This is a genomic window from Moraxella bovis (assembly GCF_002014975.1).
Classification (GTDB): Bacteria; Pseudomonadota; Gammaproteobacteria; order Pseudomonadales; family Moraxellaceae; genus Moraxella; species Moraxella bovis.
Genome location: NZ_MUXV01000016.1, coordinates 1 through 21638, shown reverse-complemented (window position 1 = coordinate 21638; position 21638 = coordinate 1). Strand labels below are relative to the sequence as shown.

Here is a 21638-nt window from a genome sequence, read left to right as displayed (position 1 = left end):
ACTTTTTGAACCACTGCCTTGTTTTTTAATTCGCTATTTTTTAAATCATCTGTTTTGTGAGTTTCTTTTTTATTTGTTTTATTATTTGAAACAGCAGTTTCAATTTCATCATTTGATTTTAAATTAGTTTTGATTTTATCAGCGTTTGTAATTTTGTCTTCATCATTTTTTATATCAATTTTTTTATCTTCTGATTTATCGGTTTCTTTTTCTTTGTCATAATCTTTGGCATTAGCATTGTCGGACAATTCATCATTGACTGTTTTGACAAGCTCATCAAGCTCATCGTCGTCAATGCCTTGTTTTTTAAGTTCTTCAAGTTCGTCTTGACTAAATTCAACGTCATCGCTTTGGGTGTCTTTATTGTCGCTCATAAAAAACCTTATTTATGAATGAGAAATAGAGCAAATTGCAATTCGCCCCCACATTGGAAAATTTTTAAAATGTCAAAATTAACCTTTATCCAAAATCATCGCATCGCCATAACTAAAAAAGCGGTATTTCTTATGAATGGCATGAGCATAAGCGTTTTTGATATTATCCGTCCCTGCAAAGGCAGATACGAGCATGAGCAGGGTGGATTTTGGCAAATGAAAATTGGTAATCAGCCTATCCACCACGCCAAATTCATAAGGCGGATAAATAAAAATCTGCGTATCGCCACTAAACTCGGCAAGCTGTCCGCCCACACGGTACAAATGGGCGGTCTCCAATGTGCGAGTTACGGTCGTCCCCACGGCGATGACTTGTCCGCCTTGTGCCTTGGTGGCATTGATTTTGTCAGCAGTCGCCTGTGGCAGGTGGGCGTATTCAGCGTGCATGATGTGGTCAGTCAAATCGTCCGCCTTGACAGGGGCGAACGTACCTGCCCCCACGTGCAAGGTGACAAAGGCAATCTCTACCCCTTTATTGGCAAGCTTTTGCAAAGTTTCATCATCAAAATGCAAACTGGCGGTCGGAGCGGCAACGCTTGCCTGCTTGGCAGGGTCATGAAACACCGTCTGATAACGGGTGTCGTCCGTATCGTCTGCCGTGCGTTCAAAATAAGGCGGAATCGGCATTTGTCCATAACGCTCCAAATCCGCCAAAATCGGTGCATCAAATTGCAAGACAAACAAATTCTGTGCCCGTCCGCACATCGTTGCCGTCATGCCCTCATCTGCCAGACTCACCGTTTGCCCCACCTTTAACGCACGGCTAGAGCGTACATGACAATGGGCGATGTGATTGTCGTGGTCGGTAATGCGTTCTATCAACACTTCCACCGCTCCGCCTGTGTCCTTGACCCCAAATAGACGGGCTTTCATGACTTTGGTATCGTTAAGGACGAGCAAATCGCCTTTGTTTAACAAATCAGGCAAATCGCTAAAATTTAGGTCGGCAAGCGTGTCGCCTTGCACGTGTAGCAAGCGAGAGCCAGACCGTACGGCAAGCGGATAACGAGCGATGAGTTCATCAGGCAAATGGTAGTCAAAATCGGCGGTGAGCAGGGGTGTGTTCATGATGTGGCTGTGTTACAATAAAAATGACTTATTTTATCAAAAAGCCCAGCGATTTGCTTGTATTTCTCATGTTTGCAAACTGGTATTTCTCATTCCTAAACTAAACCTTTTGGCTAAATTGCAAAGTGCTCAAAAAAGGCGTATCATATAACCATTATTTTTAATGAATGTTTTACCATGCTGATGAATATCCAAAACACCGCCCCACGTCCTACATCGCCCCACCCCATTTTAAACTTAGGTTTTCGCATATTTTTTGTGGGGTCGGCGGTCTTTGCCATACTTGCCATGTTGCTGTGGCTTGCGATTTTGCAGGGTTTTGCCCCGTTTAAAGGCACGTTTAACCCCTTTTATTGGCACGCCCATGAGATGATTTTTGGTTATGCGTTGGCGGTCATCGCTGGATTTTTATTGACCGCCGTCAAGACTTGGACAAGCCAACCCATGCCCTACGGTTGGCATTTGGGGGTGATATTTGGGGCGTGGGCGGTCGCTCGCCTGCTCTGGCTTGGATTACACGCCACGCCAAGCGTTGCCATGCTTAGTGTGGCATTTGTGTTTGACTTGCTCTTTTGGGGCATGACCGCCTACTCGGTCATCAAGGCGGTGTGGGCCGCTCGCCAAAAACGCCAAATCGGTATCGTTGCCAAACTTACCCTGCTCATGCTTGCCAACATCGCCTTTTATACAGGGGTGTTTTTGGACAGCACCACCACACAACAAATCGCCCTGTATGGGGCGTTGTATCTCGTCATCGGCGTGGTATTTACCATTGCCAGACGGGTGTTGCCGTTTTTTATCGTCAAGGGCATTAGCGTGGATAACAACGGCAAACCCAACGGCTTAAATATAGAACAAAAAAATTCGGTACTATTAGACAGAATGAACCTAGTCGGATTTTTTGGTTTTATCGTGTTTGATTTATTTGTCAAGTCGCCCATGCTCGCCAGTGCCTTTGCTCTGGTTTGCGTGATTGCCAACATTTGCCGTCTTAAAAACTGGTATCACCCTGCCATTTGGCAAAAGCCCTTACTGTGGTCGCTTATCATCGCCTTTGGGGGCATGACCGCAAGTTTGGCGTTCTTTGTCGTATTGCCTTTTGTTGATACGAGCGTGAACGTGCATTCGCTCGGCTTGCATGGGCTTGCCCTGTTTGGCGTGGGACTCATGACCGTTGCCATGATGGCTCGGGTGTCGCTTGGACATACGGGGCGAAACATTCATCAGCCCCCAAAAACCGTGAGTGCAATGTTTATCCTGATAACAATCTCTGCCCTATGCCGTGTGATCATGCCGATGTTTGGGGGTGATTATATGACGTGGGTACTCATCTCGCAAGTGGCATGGGTGTTGTCCTTTGGGCTGTTTTGCGTGTCGTATGTGGGAATTTTGGCAAAACCACGCACTGATGGACTGTTTGGCTGATAGGCAAGGATTTTAAAACATGATAAAATGACAAAATAATGAAAATATAAGCAATGAGACGATTATGTTTAACCCTTTTAAAAAGAAAATCCACATTAATATGAGCGACATTGACAAGGTGTTGCAGGATTTTCGCCTGTATGGTCAAGCCCTGCCGACTTTTATTGATGATAAATCCCTACATGATGACACGCTAGACATCGCCCTAAGGGTGCATAAGGACGCCAACCAAGCCGAGCTTGAACGTGTGTATCACGACCTGCGTGCCAGATTACATCTCATTGGCGTGGCAGAAGTGAATTTAAATGTCGTCTTATCCGACAAAGTCGCCCCCACCACAACCGCCAGTGCCGTGCAAACCCACACGCCCCAGTCGTCAAATCAAATCCCAAACCACGCCACAGACGACACCCCCGCCAAATCCGCTCCCAAACAGGCGGACATCGCCCCCCACCCCCGCATTCGCCACATCATCGTGGTCGCCAGCGGTAAAGGCGGTGTCGGCAAATCCACCACCACGGTCAATATCGCCCTTGCCCTACAAAAACTCGGTAAAAGGGTCGGTATCCTAGATGCGGACATCTATGGCCCGTCCGTACCTGACATGCTGGGCGTGGCAGGGGTCAAGCCTGCCGTTGAAAACGACCAATTCGTGCCGATAGACGCGCACGGCATTGCCATGCTCTCCATTGGCAATTTGATTGAGAGCGATAACACCCCTGTGGCGTGGCGTGGGGTCAAGGCGACAGGAGCATTAATGCAACTGTACAGTCAAACCAACTGGCCCCACCTTGACTATCTCATCATCGATATGCCCCCCGGCACAGGCGACATTCAGCTCACGCTCGCCCAGCGTATCCCCGTAACAGGGGCGGTCATCGTTACCACACCCCAACACATCGCCCTGCTAGACGCCCAAAAAGGCATGGAAATGTTTTTTAAAACTGATGTTCCCGTCATTGGCGTGGTTGAGAATATGGCTCTGCACACTTGCACCAACTGCGGTCATGTGGACGCCATTTTTGGGGCGGACGGTGGGGCAAAGCTGGCAGAGAGATACCAAGTGCCACTTTTGGGGCAACTGCCACTTGCCACCGATATTCGCACGCAAATGGATAAGGGCGAGCCGTCTGTCATGGCAGGTGATGATTTTGCGGTGTATTATGAAAATATCGCCAAAAATATTGATGGGCAAATAGGCAAATTTGACAAAGGGGCAAGCGGGCGGATTTTTTAAATGGTATAAAATGTAAAGTGCATTAAATTTCCTGAAAAACCCCAAATTAAAGAAAACCGTTCATGGTGAGTTATACCTACCCATTTTACGGTTTTCCGCCACCCGCAGGCAGGCTCAGAGCGAACGGAAAACTAATTTTGCAGGAAGTCTATTTATAAATAGTGCATGATTTTGGCATTTTTACCACCCCATTACCACACCATTCATCATCTGCCACGCCCCCGTCATGACAATGACACTGACCACCGCACACAGGGCAAACACGCCCTGACTGGCGCGACCTAACTTTTGACTCATCGCATGGCACAGCCCCAACACCACCCCCATCATCATGCCCCCAAGATGCCTGCCACATCGATACCGGGTATGGCAAAGGTCATGACAAAGTTAATGCCCATGATGAGTGCCAAGCTCTTGGTATTTAGTCGCCACTTCTTTGCCGAGCCGAACATTGATAAAGTCAAAAGCAACATGCCCAGCCCCATGATACCGCCCGACGCCCCTGCCGACAACCCCACCCCTTGCACGCCCTCTTCTTCTATCCGTCTTAGGGTCATGTATAGGTTTAACAGATTGCCCGCCACCACCGACAGCAAAAACACCACCAAAAACCGCCACCATCCCAATATCTGCTCGCTGACCATGCCAAAATAATACATGGCAAAACTGTTAAATAGCAGATGAATCACCCCAATATGCAAAAACCCTGCCGTCACCAGTCGCCACGGCTCACCAATGAGTGTCAATGGCAAAAAGTTCGCTCCATAGCGAATCAGCTCCTGCCCTGTCTGCTCGTCAATGTTTATCCCATTCATGACTTGTACGCCCATCACCGCCACAAAGCTGATGATAAGCAGTAAGGTTGTCGGGGCGATTTTAGAGAGTTGTATTAAAGTCATGGTGATAAAATGCTAAAAAGTGAAAGTGAAAGTTAATTGACGGAATGATTTTTGTCATATTAAAATAAATTTATCAAATAAATTTTGTGGTATAAAATTGATAAAACAGCAGGACACAAAGATAGCAATACAAAAACACCAACCCATCAACACAGCTCACGCACCGCCATGACAAATCGCCGTCCGCCCAGTCCTGCCACGTCCTTTTGCATGAGTGTGTCCGCCCGACCCAAAAACTCATCTCTACCCATCAGGCTCGCCCCCAAACTCATCAAGTGCGAATTTTCCAGTTGGCAATCCACGAGTGCCACGCCCTGCCGTTGGCATAACTGCATGAGCCCCCAAAATGCCACCTTTGAGCTGTCCGTTGCCCGATGAAACATGCTCTCACCACAGAACATCGCCCCGATATTTAGCCCATACAGCCCGCCTATCAACGCACTAGCTTGTGGCTCACCTTGCCATATCTCCACGCTCACCGCCACACCAAGCTCGTGCAGTGTACGCCTGTATCATCTCATGCCCTATCCACGTCTCATCGGCATAGGCTCGTGGCTCACTACACGCCTGTATCACATCGGCAAAGGCGTGATTGGTCGTCAGCGTCCATGTGGACTGGCGAGCCTTGCGAATGAGCGATTTTTTAGGGATAAAGTCGCTGGGCGTTAGCACACATCTGGGATTGGGCGACCACCACGCTATTGGTTTATCATGAAACCACGGAAACACCCCAGAGCGGTAGGCATGCAACAGCGTTGCCACCGACAAATCCGCCCCCACGCCCAAACATTCTTGGTCATCAGATAAGGTTTGCACCCCTTGTCTAAGATCATAAGGGCAATCATCGGCTAAGGCGTGGATTTGGTGAATGTTTATCATAAATAAAAAGGTTAATTTAAAAATTTAAAAAGTAAAAAATAAGGTGTGATAAATTATGATTGGTATTGTTAATTCAATATACCCATGGGTGGTTTTGTAGGGGCAAATTTTACAATATATCTTTCAACTGAACAATTTTATGATTAATCAGTGAGTTTGGGTAAATTTATTTTCTCATTTATCATTTTAAAAAAACATCTTGGAGCATTCCTACTATTGATAATATTTTAAATCAATTTTATAAAACAAAAATCTGCCCCCACCAGCAACCCATCATTCAGACCGCTTTAAATTTTAAAACACACCCCCATTAATGGCAAGTGTTATTTTTAATTCAACAAAACAGAAAACATTATGTTAAATAAAGATTATCGCCAACGCTTTTTTATTGAGCATTCGCCCGTGCGTGGCGATGTGGTGCGACTGTCCGACAGTTTTACCACCGTGATTAGCCAAAAAGATTATCCCCCTGCCATCAAAGCCTTATTGGGTGAGATGTTGGTGTCGGCAAGCCTGCTCATCGGCACGCTCAAAATTGACGGCAAATTATCCATTCAACTGCAATCATCAGACGACAGCTCGCCCCTGCGTTTTGCCATGGCAGAGTGCGACCACTCATCAGGACAAGAGCTGGGGGCGGTGCGTGCGTTGGCAAGTTTTGACAACAGCGATGACAAACAGGCGTTTTGGCAATCACTTTGCACCAGTGATGACGCTTTTGCCGTCATCAAAACAGGCGTGCTATTTATCAGCATTCACCCTAACTTTGGCGAGAGTTATCAAGGCATTGTCGAGCGTGTGAGCAACAATTTAGGCGAGTGCCTAGCCCACTACCAAAAACAATCCGCCCAAATCCCCACCATCATCAAACTTGCCACCGATGAGACCACAGCAGGCGGACTGCTCGTGCAACTGTTGCCCCAAACAGACGCTGACAAAGAGAACGACCCTGACCTATGGGACAGACTAAGCGTACTCACTGGCACCATCAAGGCGGACGAGCTGACCGAATTGCCTGCCGATGAAATCCTATATCGCCTGTATCACGAAGAAGACGTAGTACTGCCCGAACCCACCCCGCTTGGCTTTGCTTGTACTTGCTCGCCCGAAAAAAGCGAAGGGGCGATTTTGCAACTAGGGCATGATGAAGCCTTAGAAGTCGTGGATGCTCATGGCGGTACACTCACGCTCGATTGTGGGTTTTGTGGCAGGGAATACCGTTTTGATAAAGATGATATTAAGCAGTTATTTGCGTGATACGTCCCACCCCACCAACGCCCACTGTCATACAGTGGGTTTTTATTGGTGAAAAATATTGGTATAATCGGCGATATATTATTATCATGGAGATGTCATGATTGTAGAAATCCCCCAAGAATTACAAATGATGGTAGAGTACCGTGCCAAACAACAAGGCATATCATCACACGCCTTTGCTGTCAAAACCTTAGAGCAAGCGGTCAATCCAAATTATGCCAATGGCGATTTTAATTTTGATTTGGCACGCATAGACCAATCTATTAAAAGCGGACGTATTGATGTGCCTGATTTTGATGATATGGATGAATTTTTGACATGGGTAAATTCATGAAAGTTATTTTTACCCCACAATTTAAATTATGACTAAAAAATTATCCAAAAGCCGACCAAATTAAAATCGGTTTGTTCGTAGAACACGTCAAACAGTTTGGACTTAACAACTTGCAAGGACGCAACAAATCATCAGACAATGTCCCCACTGATGACCCAAATTGGCTACAAAAAGTCAAATATGCCCAAGCCTATCGCCTGTGGCATTATCATATCGGTATACCTGATTATGCAGGCGAATTTGGCGACATGGCCAGTGAATACATTTTGCATTATCAGCGTTTTGATGATGAGATTGTCATCGTGGATATGTCCGCTTACCCACCTTTTGAACTACCTAGTATAGACCGCCTAATCTGACCATACCAACCCCACCCACATGGACGGTAAAACCGCCGACATCGCCAAAGACGGCTTTTCGGTCATGTATGAGTTTTACCCAAAGCACCCTAGGAATTACCCGATTTGCCATGAGTTTGATGACAGCATGGTGCTATTACAGCATTTGCCAACGTTGTTGATATTTGGTGTACTGGCAATCAGCCTTGGCAATGTGTGGCTCAATATTTTTATGGGCAATCAGTCATTTTTAAACGCCCTGCCCGTTACGGTGATTTTTTATTATAGTCAAACAAATTTGAAATAAGACAAGGAAAACGAGCGAAGTTGTACAAGTATTACTAAGAGCGAGTTTGACACAGTATTATTTCAAAGTTGGCAGACTATATTTGCCAGATTTGCCTTGTTTTTGTTGTACGCTCATATTCTTATGTGGCGACATCATGAGACGATGATTAAGAGCATATCGCTTTTATCAAGCATTATACCGACCGTGAAAAAACGGTCATCGGTTTTGATAGAATTTATCATGCCGAGATAAAACAACGCACCCAAACATGGTACAAAATCGTGTTGTATTATGTGGAATTTAGTGATGACGGTCTTTATTATAAAAAGCACAAAAGCACGATTGGTTATGTAAGCAATCTATTTGGCATAAGTAGCAAGCGAGCAAATCATAATACACACCATGCAAGCGTATCATGGCAGTCATGAGGTGAATTTGCCAAAAGTGAATTATATTAAACAAAAGTTTTTTTAATTAACAATAAACTACCGATACAACGTCCGCTCATTTAACAAATCAATGTCCGCCTGTTTTAGCTCAAAATTATGCAAATCCTGCTCATTGGCATAAGGATACATCAGCGCGGTCGGGTCATCATTATGCCCGATACTAAGGGCATGACCCAGCTCATGAGCCAGCACCAACCGCAAATCATCGATATTTTCAAATTCATAAATATCAATCTTATGCCCGTCAAACTGCCCCTTATGAAACTCTCGAGGCGTTAGGCGAGCATTGGCATGGTCAATGGCGTGATTGATATGCCCCGCCTTATGATTAATGCCATCTACCGCTTGGTTAAAGGCGTCTTGGGAGAGCTGATAAGCGTCAATTTTGGCATTTAGGGCTTGCTGATTGGCTCGCAACTGCTTTTCTATGCCTAGCAAGCGTTGGCGTTCGTTTGGGTCACGGGTGTGATTAATAAGATGAATGATTTGGTTATATTGCTCTTGCCAAGCGGTCAGCTCGGTTTGCAAATGGTAAAACTCATCATGCAACGCCTGTCTTTGGCGTGCCAGATTGTCCGAATCTCGCTTGTGATTTTGTTGCAGCGTGTCAAGCTCTTGCTTGATTTGTTGGCGTGCTGTAGTTTCCATTTGTCGCTCATCATAGATGAGATTGATACTTACTTTTGCACTGTCATCATAGACGAACCACTGCCGACCTGTGCCGTCATGCCATATCATCACCGCTTCATGGGCAAGGCGTTTGACTTCATCACGGCTTAGCCCAAAACGCTCATCCACATCGCCAATACGATATCGCACTCGCAAATCGGTCGGATAAGTCAGCCGATGAATCAAGCTGTTGTAGCGAACCTGTGGCTCGGTGTGGGTCTGATAGGAGAAAAACCCAAGCACCAACACCACGCCTGCCAATATCATCAGCCGAATGATTTTTAATAACGTCATTTATTTATTCAAATCAGAGAATGACTAACGTCAAATTAATCTAGCAATTTAAAAATCAATCTAGCAATTTAAAAAAATGCTCACGATAATGGCGTAACTCACGAATAGAATCTCTAATATCATCTAACGCCAGATGCGTACCGCCCTTTTGATAGCCACGAGCGACATCAGGTCGCCAGCGATAGCACAACTCTTTGACACTAGACACATCTAAGTTACGATAATGAAAAAACGCTTCAAGCGTGGGCATTTGTCTTGCCAAAAAGCGTCTGTCTTGACAAATGGAATTACCACACATGGGTGACACCCCTTTATCCACCCACTTTGACAAAAATTCAATGGTCGCCTGCTCGGCATCTGCCAATGTTACCGCACTACGGCGGACACGGTCGGTAAGACCCGACTCTCGGTGCTGACGAGTACACCATTCGTCCATGCCGTTTAGCACCGTATCGGGGACTTTGATGGCAAACACAGGACCTTCGGCAAGAATGTTAAGATTATCATCGGTAACAATGGTCGCAATCTCAATAATCTCATCTTTTTGGGTGTCAAGCCCTGTCATTTCTAAGTCAATCCAAATGAGTGCTTTTTTGGGTTTTTGGGTGGGTTTGGGGTGCGTGATATGAATCTTGGACATGATGTTCCTAATTTGGGTAAATTATCTCTTGGACAATCTGATATTATAAAGAAAAAGCAAGGAATAAAAACAAAATGGGACAACCGCCCCACTTTTAGGGCGTGCCTGCCTTTTGTATTTGCAATGAAAAATAGGGGAAATCGCACGTTTTTCAAGGAAAAAACGCAGGTTGATAGTTATTCTATCAAGCAAGTTTTTGACGATGAAAAACAAGATTTAGCCATTTTTCATGCAAAAACGATTGATTTATTTGTAAAATATTTCTATGTTGTAAATAGTGTTATAAAGGGCAGGCACGCCCTAACCAGCCAATCAACTAAATCGCTTGGGAGCTTCGTCATAGACATGGGCATGGTATTGTCGCATTTGGCGTTCCATGACCGTGGCTATCGCCGCCGAAATCATGTGCTGACCGATACTTTGGATATGCTCCGCTCCAACCATGTCCTTGACCTTATCAGCAAAGGCAATACTCACCAACGCTTCATCCGTCCCCACTTCTCGCAGGACGAGCGAGCCACTCTCCACTTCAACAAATTCCAAAATGGCTTCTTTGGCACCAAAACGTGGTCTGCCCCGCTCATCTGTGGCTAACTCATCGCCCTGCTGTGCATGAGTTTCTTCGCTGATGTCTGCCTTGACTGCTTTTTTGCGGGTGCGTTTTGGCTTGGCAGTTTGATTGTCGGTTTGGCTTTTGGCTTGATTGTCAGCATCTTCGGTGTTTTTGGCTTGACTGGTTCTGGTTTGTTTTGGTTTGTTTTGGTTTGCCTTAGCTCTTGCTTTTGTGCTTTTTGGCTGACCTGCGGTGTCGCTCACCGCTGACACATCGCCTACTTGTACATCAAGGGCGACATCTGCTGGGTCTTTTTTCTTGCGGGTGCGTTTGGGTTTGTCTTGCGGGTGCGTTTGGGTAGAGACAGACACATCATCTGTCATCACGCCCTGCTCTGCCTGCTTGTCGGATTGCTTTGCCATAAGATTGCCTACTCTTAGCGTACTTTTATATCATTAAAAACCATCTTTATATTATGGCGATTATGTCGGCAAATTTCAAGTAAACTGCCAAGCTGTACTTCCCTTTTATCCATCATCATACGCTTATTTTTTAAACGATAAACACCCAAACATCAAATAAAAGCATTTGCTAGATTTTTACAAATAAATATAAAGATAATAACTGTTATTATTTACAAAGATAATTTTTTAAGGTAAAGTACCTTGTTTGTTGTCATTTTGTATGTATTCTTACAGCTTGATAATAACCACAGTACATTTGTTTTATTTTTATAGGCATGGCTCTATGCATCAATACAACCTCCCCAAAAAATCATTGCTCGCCCTACTCATCACCACCACCATGATGTGCCACACCATACAGGCTCATGCTGATGACAGCCTAGAACCTAAAGTTCATCTTGGACATGAGACGATTACTATTAGTCGCACACCCCAAGAGGAAGTGGGCGAAACCATTGTAACTCGCCGTGAACTCAACGAACAAATGGCACAAAACAGCCAAGATCTTGTTCGTTATAACACCGAAGTAGATGTGGCAGAAGTGGGTCGTTATGGCAATAAAGGCTTTGCCATTCGTGGTGTGGATGGCAACCGTGTGGCGATGAACATTGATGGCGTGGCACTACCTGAAGTGGAGGTGAATGAAATATTCTCTCCTTACGGCTATCAATACGAAGGACGATTTAACCCAGACTTAGAGATGATGGGTAATGTGCGTATCGCTACAGGCTCTGATAGTCTACTTTCAGGGTCAGGTGCAGTTGGTGGTTCGGTATCTTATATGACCAAAGAGCCTGTTAGTATGGTCAAAAATGGCAATTTGGGCGGTTATGCCAAAGTGGGTTACACCACCAAAAACGAAGAGCTGTTGACCGCGGTGGGCTTGGCAGGCGTGTATGATAAAGCGGAGTTTTTGTTAAATTATGCTCATCGTGAGGGTCATGAGCTGAAAAATCATGACATGAAGCGCCATGATAAAAATAAACTCAATCCAATTTACGAGTTTAGCCTTGATGAGATGCCTAACGGCACAACCAGTCTGGTTCATCCTGATGCATTAGCCTATGAGCAAGATAGCGTCCTTGCAAAATTTTATTATCATATCAATGATAATCATCGGGTTGGTTTACATGGCATGTATCAAGAAAAAACCAATCACATGAACACCCAAAGCAAGCACACTTACGGCTCGCGTAACGGCTCAAGCACACGTTTTGCGCATGATAAAGAGGAGCTTAAAAATTATGGAGTAAATTATCAGTACCTACCAGAGTCCAGTCGTTGGTTAAGTAAGTTAAACTTAGACTATACCAAAAGCGAAGTATTGGGACTGGCGGACACTTGGGAGTATTATCTGGGTTTTGGGCGCTCAAGAATTGACAATCCTGAACTATCTTATCGAGAATATCGCCCCATTACCAACGACACCGCACAACTGACTCTAAGACTAGATTCACTATCGTTTGATTGGGGCAGATTGGGTGCACATCAATTTTATCTGATAGGCAGTCACGCTAAGCAAGACTATACTAGTACCGCCCATTATTTAAATTATGTGGATAATAAATTTGATGTGGATGGCAGTTTTGTCAACTTTGCTTTTCCTGATGCTAAGAAAGACATTTATCATCTTGCTTTAGGTGATAACATCTATTTTAATGACCGATTTAAGGCGGCGGTGGGTGTGCGTTATGATAACTTGCGTTATCGCCCCTATTTACAAGGAGATAAGGTTGGTAGCAGAGTAACTAGTTTGACCGAAGATGCTAAGGCTTATGGCACTTGTGTGAGCAATAACGCCCAGTCTGTTTTTTGTGATGCCTATCGTGCTGGCACACATAACAAAGAAAGTAAGTTCGACCACATTACTTGGAATGCCATGCTTGATTACCAATTGATTGAGGACAGGCTGACCGCACGCTATAAAGTTGGCACAGGATTTTTAGCGCCAACTGTCAGTCAGATTTATAGCAACTTCACTATTAATGCCAACGAGCAAGTACCAAACTATAATCTAACGCCTGAAACGTCTTTGACGCATGAACTGGAGCTGGAATTTAAGCCTAAAAATGAGCTTACCTTGACTTTGGGTGGATATATAACTAAATACGAAGACTTTATTCACACCAAATATTGGAATAGCAATCGCAATGACCGAGTGCTTGGCTGCTCAAATCACACCTGCTTACAATCTAACAATCTTGATGGGGCAGAGATTAAGGGTTTAAAATTCGGCATGAAAGCTGATTTTTCGGCATGGTCAAAACTTGATGGGAATTTGGATTTGACGGCTGATTATCATTTTTCCAAAGACAAGGCTTTGGTAATGACTGATTTTAATGGTGTAAAAGAGGTTAATACCCTAGCGGCGGTTCCAGGTATGTTCATGCTTGGTCTTAATTATTATAGCCCAAATAATGACTGGGAGATTCATGGCAAGGTACGTTATACTCAAGCCAAAAAATCCTCCGATGCCAAATATTTAGACACCAGACTTAAATACAAAGAAGACAAAGTTTATTGTAATAGCACTTTCTATGCAGGTTTTTGTAGTTATGGTGGTTTTTATGATTATGACAGCGCTGTGGGCGATTACTATAAAATTGATAGGGTGGCGGACGGCTACACAGAAGAGGTCAAGATCTATGACGTGGTCAATCGTAGTAAATCCACTCTACTGTTTGATGTTTATGGGTCGAAGAAATTTGGCAAGGATAAAAACTGGATTTTAAATGCAGGCATTTATAACATCACCAATGAAAAATACATTCCATGGGAAACCTTACGTCAGTTTGCCACAACCAGTGTCAATAGTTTGGTGGACAGTGAAGGTCATGGCTTTAACCGCTATACTGCCCCCGGTCGTAACTACGCGTTATCGCTAACCTATGAGTTCTAGTTAATGCTCAGTAACAAAGCCTGCCCTGATGGCGGGTTTTGTTTATTTGTCAATTATTTTGTTGTATTGTAACTATACTTAATGTTATGTTATAATATTTATTTTTGATTGATGGAGATTTTCTTATGACTGCTTATAAGCGTTTGCCGTTGGCTATTTTACTGATTTTAAGCCATCATGCCCTCGCCGATGATGTGCCAACAGTTCAACTTGAGCATGAAATCATTAATATTAAGCACCAACCCTTAGAAAGCCTTGCTTTGGGAGGTACGCGCAAAGTCGGCGACACGGTTATAAAAAGTGAAGTGCTAAAACAGCGTGCAGTAACTTTGGGCGATGCTTTGGACGGCGAGCTTGGCATTCATTCCAATCAATTTGGTGGGGGTGCTTCTGCACCGATTATTCGTGGGCAAGAAGGTAAACGCATTACCATTTTGCAAAACAATGCCGATGTCATTGATATGGCACATCTTTCGCCAGACCATGCGGTGATGGTGGATACGGTGCTTGCACGTCAAGCTGAGGTGGTGCGTGGGGTCAGCACTTTATTATATAAATCAGGCAATTCGGCAGGGGCGGTCAATATTGTGGACAACAAAATCCCCACCAAACTGCCCAACAAGCCGATTACGGGTGAAGCAGGCATTCGCTTTAATACGGGTAATAATGAAAAACTTGGCACAGGGGCGATTACTTTTGGGCTTGGGCAAAATGTTGCCGTGCATTTGGAGGGCTTGCACAAATCGGCAGGCAATTATCGCACGCCCAATTATCAATACACCACTTTTGATAATGAAAATCAAATTGACCGCTATGTCAAAGCCCCAGAACGCCTAGCCGCCCTAGAAAAAGAATGGCAAGCAATCAAAAACGGCACACCCCTATCTTGGCGAGATAAGACCTACTTTATCAGCGATGAAGCAGGTTATTTGGCTCAAAAGGCGATATTAGAACAAGATTTGTCCACCATTCAGCATTATCATTTTGATTATTTGCCCGAAAGCTGGGCGGACTCAAAATCGGGCAGTGCTGGGCTGTCGTGGATTGGCAACAAAGGCTATGTGGGCGTGGCAATCAGCGAAAGAAAAGACAAATACGGCTTGCCTGCTCACAACGCCATTTATGAAGGCTGTGGGGTGATTTCTATTTTTGACAGTTTGTGGGACAGACCGTATTTGGCGACTTATCCCCAGCTGATTGACGAATCCGATGTCAATTATATCAACCCACGCCCCGACTGTGCCGACCACGCCCACGAGAATTTTAACCACTCGCACGGCGTACACAAAAAGCACGACAAACACGGCACGCCCTTTGTGGATTTGACCACTCGCCGTTATGATTTGCGTAGTGAATGGGACAATCCTGTGCCATTTGTGGACAAAGTGCGTGCCAATGTTGGTTATGTGGATTATAAACACGATGAAAAAGAAGGTGATGTCGTTAATACTTCATTTATGAACAAGGGCAAAGTGGCTCGTGTGGAGCTGACCCATACGCCATTTAAAAATGCCAAAGCCTTGTGGGGTGTACAATATACAGAGCAGGACAACAGTGCCTTGTCGCCCCAAACTGAATGGCGAAAACGCCAGCTTTTGACCCAAAATGTACTAAAAAATACCGCCCTATTTGCAATGGGGCAATACAATGTCGGCAATGTGGAGTTAGAACTTGGTACTCGCCTAGAAAAACAAAAAGTGGCAATGGATTATGATACCGACCACATTGTACAAATAATGCAAGACCGTAGCCGTCTAAGATTGGATGCGGACAAATTAAAAGAAGCGACCGATTATGCCATCAACGCCACCAAACCGCATAAAAACACCGCCCATTCTTATGCACTTGGCGTACATTGGAAGTTTTTGCCAAATTATACGCTTTCCTTTAACGCATCGCACCAAGAACGCTTGCCCAACAGCCAAGAGCTTTATACGCACGGAATGCACCTTGCCACCAATTCTTTTGAAATTGGCAATCGGCATTTGACCAAAGAAAAATCCAATAATTATGAACTGGGTTTAAAGTTTGTTGGCGATAAATTGGATTATAAAGTGACGGGGTATTTGTATGATTTTGACAATTATATTTATTTGTCCACGATTAACGAATATCTCGGCACGGCAAGGGTTAATCATCTTAAAAAATTACGCATTAACCGTTATGACCAAAGCCCTGCCAAATTTTATGGGGCGGAAGCGAGCATTGGTTATCAGTTGAATGACACTTATTATGCGTCTGTTTTTGGCGATTATGTCAAAGGCAAATTGCACGATATGCCACCGATTGTCTCTGATTATACACCAGCATCGTGGGGCAAACCTGCAATCAAAACCTACACCGACCAAGAAGACCGCACCACGCCACGCCTACCGCCAATGCGACTGGGGGCAAAAGTCAAAGCCGATTTTGATGATAAATGGTCGGGCAGTATGGAATATGTTCGCACTTTTGACCAAAATAAAGTTTCCAAATTTGAAGCCCCAACCAAAGGTCATCATTTATTAAATATGGGCGTGAATTATCAAAATTATAAAGGCGGTTTGGATTACTCAATTTTCTTTAATGCTAATAATTTGTTAGACCAAAAAGTCTATGCCCACGAAACGCATTTGCCTTATATTCCGCAAATGGGCAGGAATTTTAGTTTGGGGATAAATTTTAAATTCTGACGCATTTATTTGCAAAAACCACTTGACCCCTGCCAAAAATCGTGTATAATACCCCACACATTCGGGGACGTGGCGAAATTGGTAGACGCACTGGATTTAGGTTCCAGCGGGGCGACCCGTGAGAGTTCGAGTCTCTCCGTCCCCACCATGTTTTAACTCAATCGTGAAAGCGGTTGGGTTTTTTTGTGTGTAAATTTCTTGACATTTGTTCTCATAAACACAATAATGACCCAATCCCATGACACTTGATAGGACAACCCATGACGACCACGCCTTTTGATACCCTGCCCACATCTACCTTGACAGGCAAGCCTGTACTGCATTTTGTCCATGCCAATGGTTTTCCCAGTCAGGTCTATGCACCGCTGTTTGAGCATTGGGAACAGGTGTTTAGTATTGAGTATATTGAGCTCTTTGGCACGCACCCTGATTATCCACTTGACAACCACTGGCAGGGACTGACCGAGCAAGTGCTAGACAGCATCCGTGAGGCGTGCGACAAACACGGCGTGCCACAGCTGGTTGCCGTGGGGCATTCTGTGGGGGCGGTGACGACCATGCAGGCGTGTGATAAAGACCCCACGCACATCAGCCAAGTCATCGCCCTTGACCCATCCCTACTTATGGGCAAGATGAGCCTAGCTTATCAGTTATCTAAAGTCATGGACAACGCCCTACGCCCCTTGCCCAGATTTCATCACTATTTTGTCGATAAAATCTCGCCTGCCAGCAAATCCAAATACCGCAAAGACACCTTTGACAGCAGGCAGATTGCCCATGACAGTCTACGCCAAAAGGGACTGTTTAGAGCCTTTGACGCACGCACCTTTGACGGCTACATCCAGCATGGACTGACCGCCAAAGACGACAAATTCACGCTCGCCATCCCCAAGGTGGTCGAGCTTGCCATCTTTCGCACCATTCCATCCCTATACTGGGCGAAGTCACTGACCATCTACCGCCCTACCACGCTCATCGCTGGCAAGGACAGCCACTTCACCCACATGGGTTCATACCACGCCATCCACGACCGTTGGGGCGTACCAGTCATCTATGTGGGCGGCTCGCACATGTTCCCTTTGGAGACACCCGACAGCACCGCCCATCTCGTGCTAGACACCATCGCCCAACAAATCAAGGCTCGCTAAATGCCCCATCATGACCTAACCGCCCCACAGATGAGCAAGCCATCCCCACGCCCTGCCATTTCTTTTTCGACAGTGGGCGTGGTGGGGCTGTGCTTATTTTGCCTGTTTGGCATGTTTGCCTTACAAATCATTGGCGTGTATATCGGCTCACTGGTTTATTATGAGCAGGCAGGCAGTCTGAATGTCGCCACGCTCATCATGCTCGGCTCCAATAACGGCGTGGTGGTCGCCATCTCGGTTGTCATCACTGCCCTAGCCTTTACGCTGTTTGCCGTAGGTTTGGTGCTATTTAAAAGCAAAACGGCACGCCACGGCACGCCACGGCACACCCCATCAGCTCATCACTGGGGGGCTGTTTGGCAGTTTTTTGGGATAAAGGCGATGGGCGTTCGGGGTTTTGTCGTCAGTCTAATAGGCATGATAGCATTCATGGCGGTAAGTGAGATTATCTTGACCGCCTTGGACGGCTCGCCCATGGATTTTTTGGATGGGCTTATCACAGATGAGTCCCTGCCCCTGCTCATATTCGCCATCGTGGTGGTCGCCCCCATCTACGAAGAGCTGGTGTTTCGGGGGTTGATATTTGGCGGACTGCTTCATCGTCATCGTGCCGAGCAAATCCCCATCCGTCTGGTCGGTTTTACCATCGCTAAGTCCACACTCATGGCAAGTCTCATAAGCAGTCTGCTCTTTACACTCGTTCATCTACAATACGACCCGCTTGGCATGATGGTCATCTTTGCCATGGCGTTGCTGTTTTGCTATATCCGTGTCAAATACGGACTCATCATGGCAATACTCATGCACATGGTCAATAATGGCATGGCGATGGCGGTGTATTTGGCAAGCTGACTCAAAAGCCCTTTTCTTTGTCATCAGAGCTTGTTATACTATTTATAAGCACACCCTAATTACAAACTTTAACCGGGCAAAACATACTAGGGCGTGCCTGCCATTTATAACATTTTTATAAAATACGATGAAAATTTGACAATTTTAATCAATTTTTGCATGAAAAATGGCTAAATCTTGTGGCTCGAAGTCAAAAATTTGCCTGATAGAAAACTCACAGCCTCAAGTTTTTTCCCTTGAAAAACGTGCGATTCCCCTGCTTTTTTAAACAGGCATTTTTCATTGCAAATACCAAAGGCAGGCACACCCTAATTTACTTACAAGTCATCATCAAGGTATTTTATGGACATCATTATCTTGGGTGGGGGCGTGATTGGCACGACCACCGCCTATTATCTTGCCAAAGCAGGGGCAAAAGTTACCGTCATAGACCGCCAATCGGATGTGGCGATGGAGACAAGTTTTGCCAATGCCGGACAAATCTCCCCTGGTTACTCAACCCCTTGGGCTGCCCCCAAAATCCCCCAAAAGGCGGTCAGATGGCTCATGCAAAAGCACGCTCCCCTTGCCATCACGCCTGATGGCACAGGCTTTCAACTGGCATGGATGAAACAAATGCTTGCCAACTGCAATGCCGAGCAGTATGAAATCAACAAAGAACGCATGATGCGAGTGTCAGAGTACAGCCGTGATTGCATCCGTGCCTTACGTGATGAGATTGGCATTGGCTATGAACATCGTACAGGTGGCACGGTACAGCTGTTTCGTAAACCCGCCCAAATCCAAGCCATGCACCTTGATACCAAAGTGTTAGAAGAATGTGGTGTGCCTTATGAGATACTGGACGCAGATGGGCTTATCAAGGCTGAACCTGCACTTGCTTATGCTACCGCTCCGCTTTTGGGCGGTCTAAGATTACCCAATGATGAAACGGGCGACTGTAATTTATTTACCAAACGCCTTGCCGAACATTGCAAAACTTTGGGCGTAGAATTTAAATTTAACACCATCATTGACAAAATTATCTCTGAAAATCAAAAAGTGACAGGCGTGGTTGCAGGGGGCGAAACCTTGACGGCAGACGGTTTTGTGTTGGCACTCGGCAGTTATTCTCGGGTGATGGCAAAGGATTTGGGACTTGATTTGCCTGTTTATCCTGTCAAAGGTTATTCTTTGACCGTGCCAATCGTGGACGAAACAAAAGCCCCTGTTTCTACCGTGCTCGATGAGACTTACAAAATCGCCATTACTCGCTTTGATAATCGCATTCGTGTGGGCGGTATGGCGGAGCTGTCGGGCTTTAATTTGTCATTAAATCCTGCTCGCCGTGAGACCTTAGAGATGGTCACAAAAAGCCTGTTTGATGGTGGTGATTTGCCAAAAGCACAGTTTTGGACGGGTCTGCGTCCAATGACCCCAGACGGCACGCCGATTATCGGAGCAACAGCAACCAAGTTTGATAATCTATTTATCAACACAGGACACGGCACGCTGGGCTGGACGATGGCGTGTGGTTCTGGCAAACTGCTTTGTGATATTATTACAGGCAAACAAACTGAGATTTCATTGGAGGGCTTAAATATAAGCCGTTATCAAAAATAAAAATAAACAAATTTGCCGCACCAAATAGCCTTAAGCGGCAAGGTTGATTTATTCGCCCTTGTAAAGTGTATCAAATTTAACTTCTTTATCCATCTTTTTATTTTAAGGAAATATTATGAACATTCAAAAAATTGACAGCAACGAAACCATTACCGAAATCGCCATTTATAACGGCGTGGTATATCTGGCAGGGCAAGTGCCTGACGATGATAGCCTTGACATTGTCGGGCAAACTCGTGAAGTGCTTGCCAATATTGACAAAGCACTCGCCAAAGCAGGCACAGACAAATCCAAGCTATTGACCGCCCAAGTCTTTATCAAAGATTTAAACGACTTTGAACAATTTAATGCCGAATACACCGCTTGGATAGCAGGCAATGTTCCGCCCACTCGTGCCACGGTTCAGGCAAATTTGGTTAATCCAAACTGGCTTATTGAGATTGTGGTAACGGCAGCGGTTTAGTTTAGCCCACTTGCCCCACCACCTGCAAGCCTGCCAACGCTACCACCCCTGCCGTCTCGGTGCGAAGTATCCGCTCGCCTATCGTCCACGACAAAAAGCCATGCTTATGGCACGCATCTATCTCATCATCAGACAGCCCGCCTTCTGAACCGACCAGTATGCCAATCGTGGACGGCAAGGGGGCTTTTGGAATATAGCGGTGCGTGTCGTCTGATAGGCTCATGACAATTTTTAGCTCATCGGTACAACTTGCTAGATAGCTCGACAGCGTAACAGGGGGTAAAATGGCAGGGATAATATTTAGCCCACATTGCTCACAGGCAGAGACGGCGATTTTTTGCCAATGAATGAGTTTTTTGTTATCACGTTCATACCTGAGTCGCTCGGAGCGTTCGGTGGTGATGAGCTGTATGGCGGACACGCCCAACTCGCACGCCTTTTGGATGGTATAATCCATACGCTCGCCCTTACTCATCGCTTGGATTAGGGTAACACGATAAGGCAGGGTGCGATTGGCAGGGTTAAAGTCATCTATACGCACATGGGCAGACTTTTTGTCAATGCGAGTGAGCGTGACGGTATATTCGCCCCCTTGCCCGTTAAAGAGCGTGGCAGTATCGCCAATATTTGCCCGCAAAACTTTCGTCCAATGATGATACACGTCATCAGGCAGGGTTATCGTATCATGTACGGCTAGGGGCATATCTACAAAAAAACGCATGAAATCGCCTTTTAAATGATTTATTAAAAATAAGGCTCTGGTCTAAAAAGTA

The 21638-nt window shown here is 45.3% G+C and carries 20 protein-coding genes, 1 tRNA gene and 1 pseudogene; 13 read left to right on the top strand and 9 right to left on the bottom strand.

Features of this window, described 5'->3' with window-relative positions:
- Both B0182_RS04250 and queA read right to left on the bottom strand, forming a co-directional pair.
- The coding region (locus B0182_RS04250; protein ID WP_143821659.1) for a hypothetical protein at positions 1 to 374 on the bottom strand (374 nt) is incomplete at its 3' end.
- Positions 375 to 452: 78 nt separating this feature from the next.
- Positions 453 to 1502 (bottom strand): tRNA preQ1(34) S-adenosylmethionine ribosyltransferase-isomerase QueA, encoded by a 1050-nt coding sequence (queA, locus tag B0182_RS04245; RefSeq protein WP_078273745.1) that lies wholly within the window; start codon positions 1500 to 1502, stop codon positions 453 to 455.
- Between the two features lie 177 nt (positions 1503 to 1679).
- On the opposite strand from queA, the gene B0182_RS04240 reads away from it, so the two are divergent.
- Positions 1680 to 2927: an NnrS family protein gene (locus B0182_RS04240; RefSeq protein ID WP_078273744.1), complete on the top strand. Its 1248-nt coding sequence runs from the start codon at positions 1680 to 1682 to the stop codon at positions 2925 to 2927.
- A gap of 64 nt (positions 2928 to 2991) precedes the next feature.
- Positions 2992 to 4164: an Mrp/NBP35 family ATP-binding protein gene (locus tag B0182_RS04235; RefSeq protein WP_078273743.1), complete on the top strand. Its 1173-nt coding sequence runs from the start codon at positions 2992 to 2994 to the stop codon at positions 4162 to 4164.
- Between the two features lie 180 nt (positions 4165 to 4344).
- Here the strand turns inward: B0182_RS04235 and B0182_RS14235 are convergent, their stop codons facing one another.
- The 3 genes and pseudogenes from B0182_RS14235 to aat all read right to left on the bottom strand — a co-directional run bounded on the left by B0182_RS14235 (position 4345) and on the right by aat (position 5942).
- Entirely contained in the window at positions 4345 to 4497 is a 153-nt protein-coding gene (locus B0182_RS14235; RefSeq protein ID WP_158079623.1) for a hypothetical protein, read from the bottom strand.
- On the bottom strand, positions 4494 to 5063 hold the full coding sequence (locus B0182_RS04230; protein WP_078273742.1) for a rhomboid family intramembrane serine protease: 570 nt from the start codon (positions 5061 to 5063) through the stop codon (positions 4494 to 4496). Before B0182_RS04230 ends, B0182_RS14235 begins: the two co-directional genes overlap by 4 nt.
- 146 nt (positions 5064 to 5209) lie before the next feature.
- Positions 5210 to 5942 (bottom strand): annotated as a pseudogene (gene aat / locus B0182_RS04225) (leucyl/phenylalanyl-tRNA--protein transferase).
- Between the two features lie 354 nt (positions 5943 to 6296).
- On the opposite strand from aat, the gene hslO reads away from it, so the two are divergent.
- The 4 genes from hslO to B0182_RS04205 all read left to right on the top strand — a co-directional run bounded on the left by hslO (position 6297) and on the right by B0182_RS04205 (position 8178).
- On the top strand, positions 6297 to 7199 hold the full coding sequence (gene hslO / locus B0182_RS04220; RefSeq protein WP_078273741.1) for an Hsp33 family molecular chaperone HslO: 903 nt from the start codon (positions 6297 to 6299) through the stop codon (positions 7197 to 7199).
- Between the two features lie 97 nt (positions 7200 to 7296).
- Positions 7297 to 7533, top strand: a complete 237-nt coding sequence (locus B0182_RS04215) for a hypothetical protein (RefSeq protein WP_078273740.1) — start codon at positions 7297 to 7299, stop codon at positions 7531 to 7533.
- 71 nt (positions 7534 to 7604) lie between these two features.
- A complete protein-coding gene (locus B0182_RS04210; RefSeq protein WP_208624084.1) occupies positions 7605 to 7892 on the top strand; it encodes a hypothetical protein in 288 nt (95 codons plus the stop codon).
- 19 nt (positions 7893 to 7911) lie between these two features.
- The gene (locus B0182_RS04205) at positions 7912 to 8178 is read left to right on the top strand and encodes a hypothetical protein (RefSeq protein WP_078273739.1); all 267 of its coding nucleotides are present in this window, start codon (positions 7912 to 7914) and stop codon (positions 8176 to 8178) included.
- Positions 8179 to 8645: 467 nt separating this feature from the next.
- On the opposite strand, the gene B0182_RS04200 is transcribed toward B0182_RS04205, so the two are convergent.
- The 3 genes from B0182_RS04200 to B0182_RS14805 all read right to left on the bottom strand — a co-directional run bounded on the left by B0182_RS04200 (position 8646) and on the right by B0182_RS14805 (position 11187).
- A complete protein-coding gene (locus B0182_RS04200) occupies positions 8646 to 9572 on the bottom strand; it encodes a matrixin family metalloprotease (RefSeq protein ID WP_078273738.1) in 927 nt (308 codons plus the stop codon).
- 55 nt (positions 9573 to 9627) lie between these two features.
- Positions 9628 to 10212, bottom strand: a complete 585-nt coding sequence (gene orn / locus B0182_RS04195; RefSeq protein WP_078273737.1) for an oligoribonuclease — start codon at positions 10210 to 10212, stop codon at positions 9628 to 9630.
- Between the two features lie 312 nt (positions 10213 to 10524).
- Positions 10525 to 11187, bottom strand: coding sequence for a hypothetical protein (locus tag B0182_RS14805; RefSeq protein ID WP_228157798.1), 663 nt, complete (start codon positions 11185 to 11187; stop codon positions 10525 to 10527).
- A gap of 325 nt (positions 11188 to 11512) precedes the next feature.
- On the opposite strand from B0182_RS14805, the gene B0182_RS04185 reads away from it, so the two are divergent.
- From B0182_RS04185 to B0182_RS04155, 7 genes are all read left to right on the top strand, one after another.
- Positions 11513 to 14128 carry a TonB-dependent hemoglobin/transferrin/lactoferrin family receptor gene (locus B0182_RS04185; RefSeq protein WP_158079622.1) on the top strand — a complete coding sequence of 872 codons (2616 nt, stop codon included), beginning with the start codon at positions 11513 to 11515 and terminating at the stop codon, positions 14126 to 14128.
- Between the two features lie 125 nt (positions 14129 to 14253).
- Positions 14254 to 16800, top strand: a complete 2547-nt coding sequence (locus tag B0182_RS15120) for a TonB-dependent receptor (protein ID WP_078273735.1) — start codon at positions 14254 to 14256, stop codon at positions 16798 to 16800.
- 63 nt (positions 16801 to 16863) lie between these two features.
- Positions 16864 to 16948, top strand: a tRNA-Leu gene (locus tag B0182_RS04175).
- A gap of 112 nt (positions 16949 to 17060) precedes the next feature.
- Positions 17061 to 17948: an alpha/beta fold hydrolase gene (locus B0182_RS04170; protein WP_078273734.1), complete on the top strand. Its 888-nt coding sequence runs from the start codon at positions 17061 to 17063 to the stop codon at positions 17946 to 17948.
- Positions 17949 to 18800: a CPBP family intramembrane glutamic endopeptidase gene (locus tag B0182_RS04165; RefSeq protein WP_078273733.1), complete on the top strand. Its 852-nt coding sequence runs from the start codon at positions 17949 to 17951 to the stop codon at positions 18798 to 18800.
- Positions 18801 to 19142: 342 nt separating this feature from the next.
- Complete coding sequence (locus B0182_RS04160) at positions 19143 to 20402, top strand: D-amino acid dehydrogenase (RefSeq protein WP_078273732.1); 1260 nt, start codon at positions 19143 to 19145, stop codon at positions 20400 to 20402.
- Between the two features lie 115 nt (positions 20403 to 20517).
- Complete coding sequence (locus B0182_RS04155; protein WP_078273731.1) at positions 20518 to 20865, top strand: RidA family protein; 348 nt, start codon at positions 20518 to 20520, stop codon at positions 20863 to 20865.
- A 1-nt stretch (position 20866) separates the two neighbouring features.
- On the opposite strand, the gene B0182_RS04150 is transcribed toward B0182_RS04155, so the two are convergent.
- A complete protein-coding gene (locus B0182_RS04150) occupies positions 20867 to 21586 on the bottom strand; it encodes a 16S rRNA (uracil(1498)-N(3))-methyltransferase (RefSeq protein WP_078273730.1) in 720 nt (239 codons plus the stop codon).
- Positions 21587 to 21638: the final 52 nt, after the last annotated feature.

Coding starts and splice junctions, on each gene's coding strand:
- B0182_RS04240 (WP_078273744.1), top strand. CDS start 1,680: ATGCTGATGAATATCCAAAACACCGCCCCACGTCCTACATCGCCCCAC.
- orn (WP_078273737.1), bottom strand. CDS start 10,212: ATGTCCAAGATTCATATCACGCACCCCAAACCCACCCAAAAACCCAAA.
- B0182_RS04150 (WP_078273730.1), bottom strand. CDS start 21,586: ATGCGTTTTTTTGTAGATATGCCCCTAGCCGTACATGATACGATAACC.
- B0182_RS04185 (WP_158079622.1), top strand. CDS start 11,513: ATGCATCAATACAACCTCCCCAAAAAATCATTGCTCGCCCTACTCATC.
- B0182_RS14235 (WP_158079623.1), bottom strand. CDS start 4,497: ATGATGATGGGGGTGGTGTTGGGGCTGTGCCATGCGATGAGTCAAAAG.
- B0182_RS15120 (WP_078273735.1), top strand. CDS start 14,254: ATGACTGCTTATAAGCGTTTGCCGTTGGCTATTTTACTGATTTTAAGC.
- B0182_RS04205 (WP_078273739.1), top strand. CDS start 7,912: ATGGACGGTAAAACCGCCGACATCGCCAAAGACGGCTTTTCGGTCATG.
- B0182_RS04165 (WP_078273733.1), top strand. CDS start 17,949: ATGCCCCATCATGACCTAACCGCCCCACAGATGAGCAAGCCATCCCCA.
- B0182_RS04155 (WP_078273731.1), top strand. CDS start 20,518: ATGAACATTCAAAAAATTGACAGCAACGAAACCATTACCGAAATCGCC.
- B0182_RS04200 (WP_078273738.1), bottom strand. CDS start 9,572: ATGACGTTATTAAAAATCATTCGGCTGATGATATTGGCAGGCGTGGTG.
- B0182_RS04235 (WP_078273743.1), top strand. CDS start 2,992: ATGTTTAACCCTTTTAAAAAGAAAATCCACATTAATATGAGCGACATT.
- B0182_RS04230 (WP_078273742.1), bottom strand. CDS start 5,063: ATGACTTTAATACAACTCTCTAAAATCGCCCCGACAACCTTACTGCTT.
- queA (WP_078273745.1), bottom strand. CDS start 1,502: ATGAACACACCCCTGCTCACCGCCGATTTTGACTACCATTTGCCTGAT.
- hslO (WP_078273741.1), top strand. CDS start 6,297: ATGTTAAATAAAGATTATCGCCAACGCTTTTTTATTGAGCATTCGCCC.
- B0182_RS14805 (WP_228157798.1), bottom strand. CDS start 11,187: ATGGCAAAGCAATCCGACAAGCAGGCAGAGCAGGGCGTGATGACAGAT.
- B0182_RS04170 (WP_078273734.1), top strand. CDS start 17,061: ATGACGACCACGCCTTTTGATACCCTGCCCACATCTACCTTGACAGGC.
- B0182_RS04160 (WP_078273732.1), top strand. CDS start 19,143: ATGGACATCATTATCTTGGGTGGGGGCGTGATTGGCACGACCACCGCC.
- B0182_RS04215 (WP_078273740.1), top strand. CDS start 7,297: ATGATTGTAGAAATCCCCCAAGAATTACAAATGATGGTAGAGTACCGT.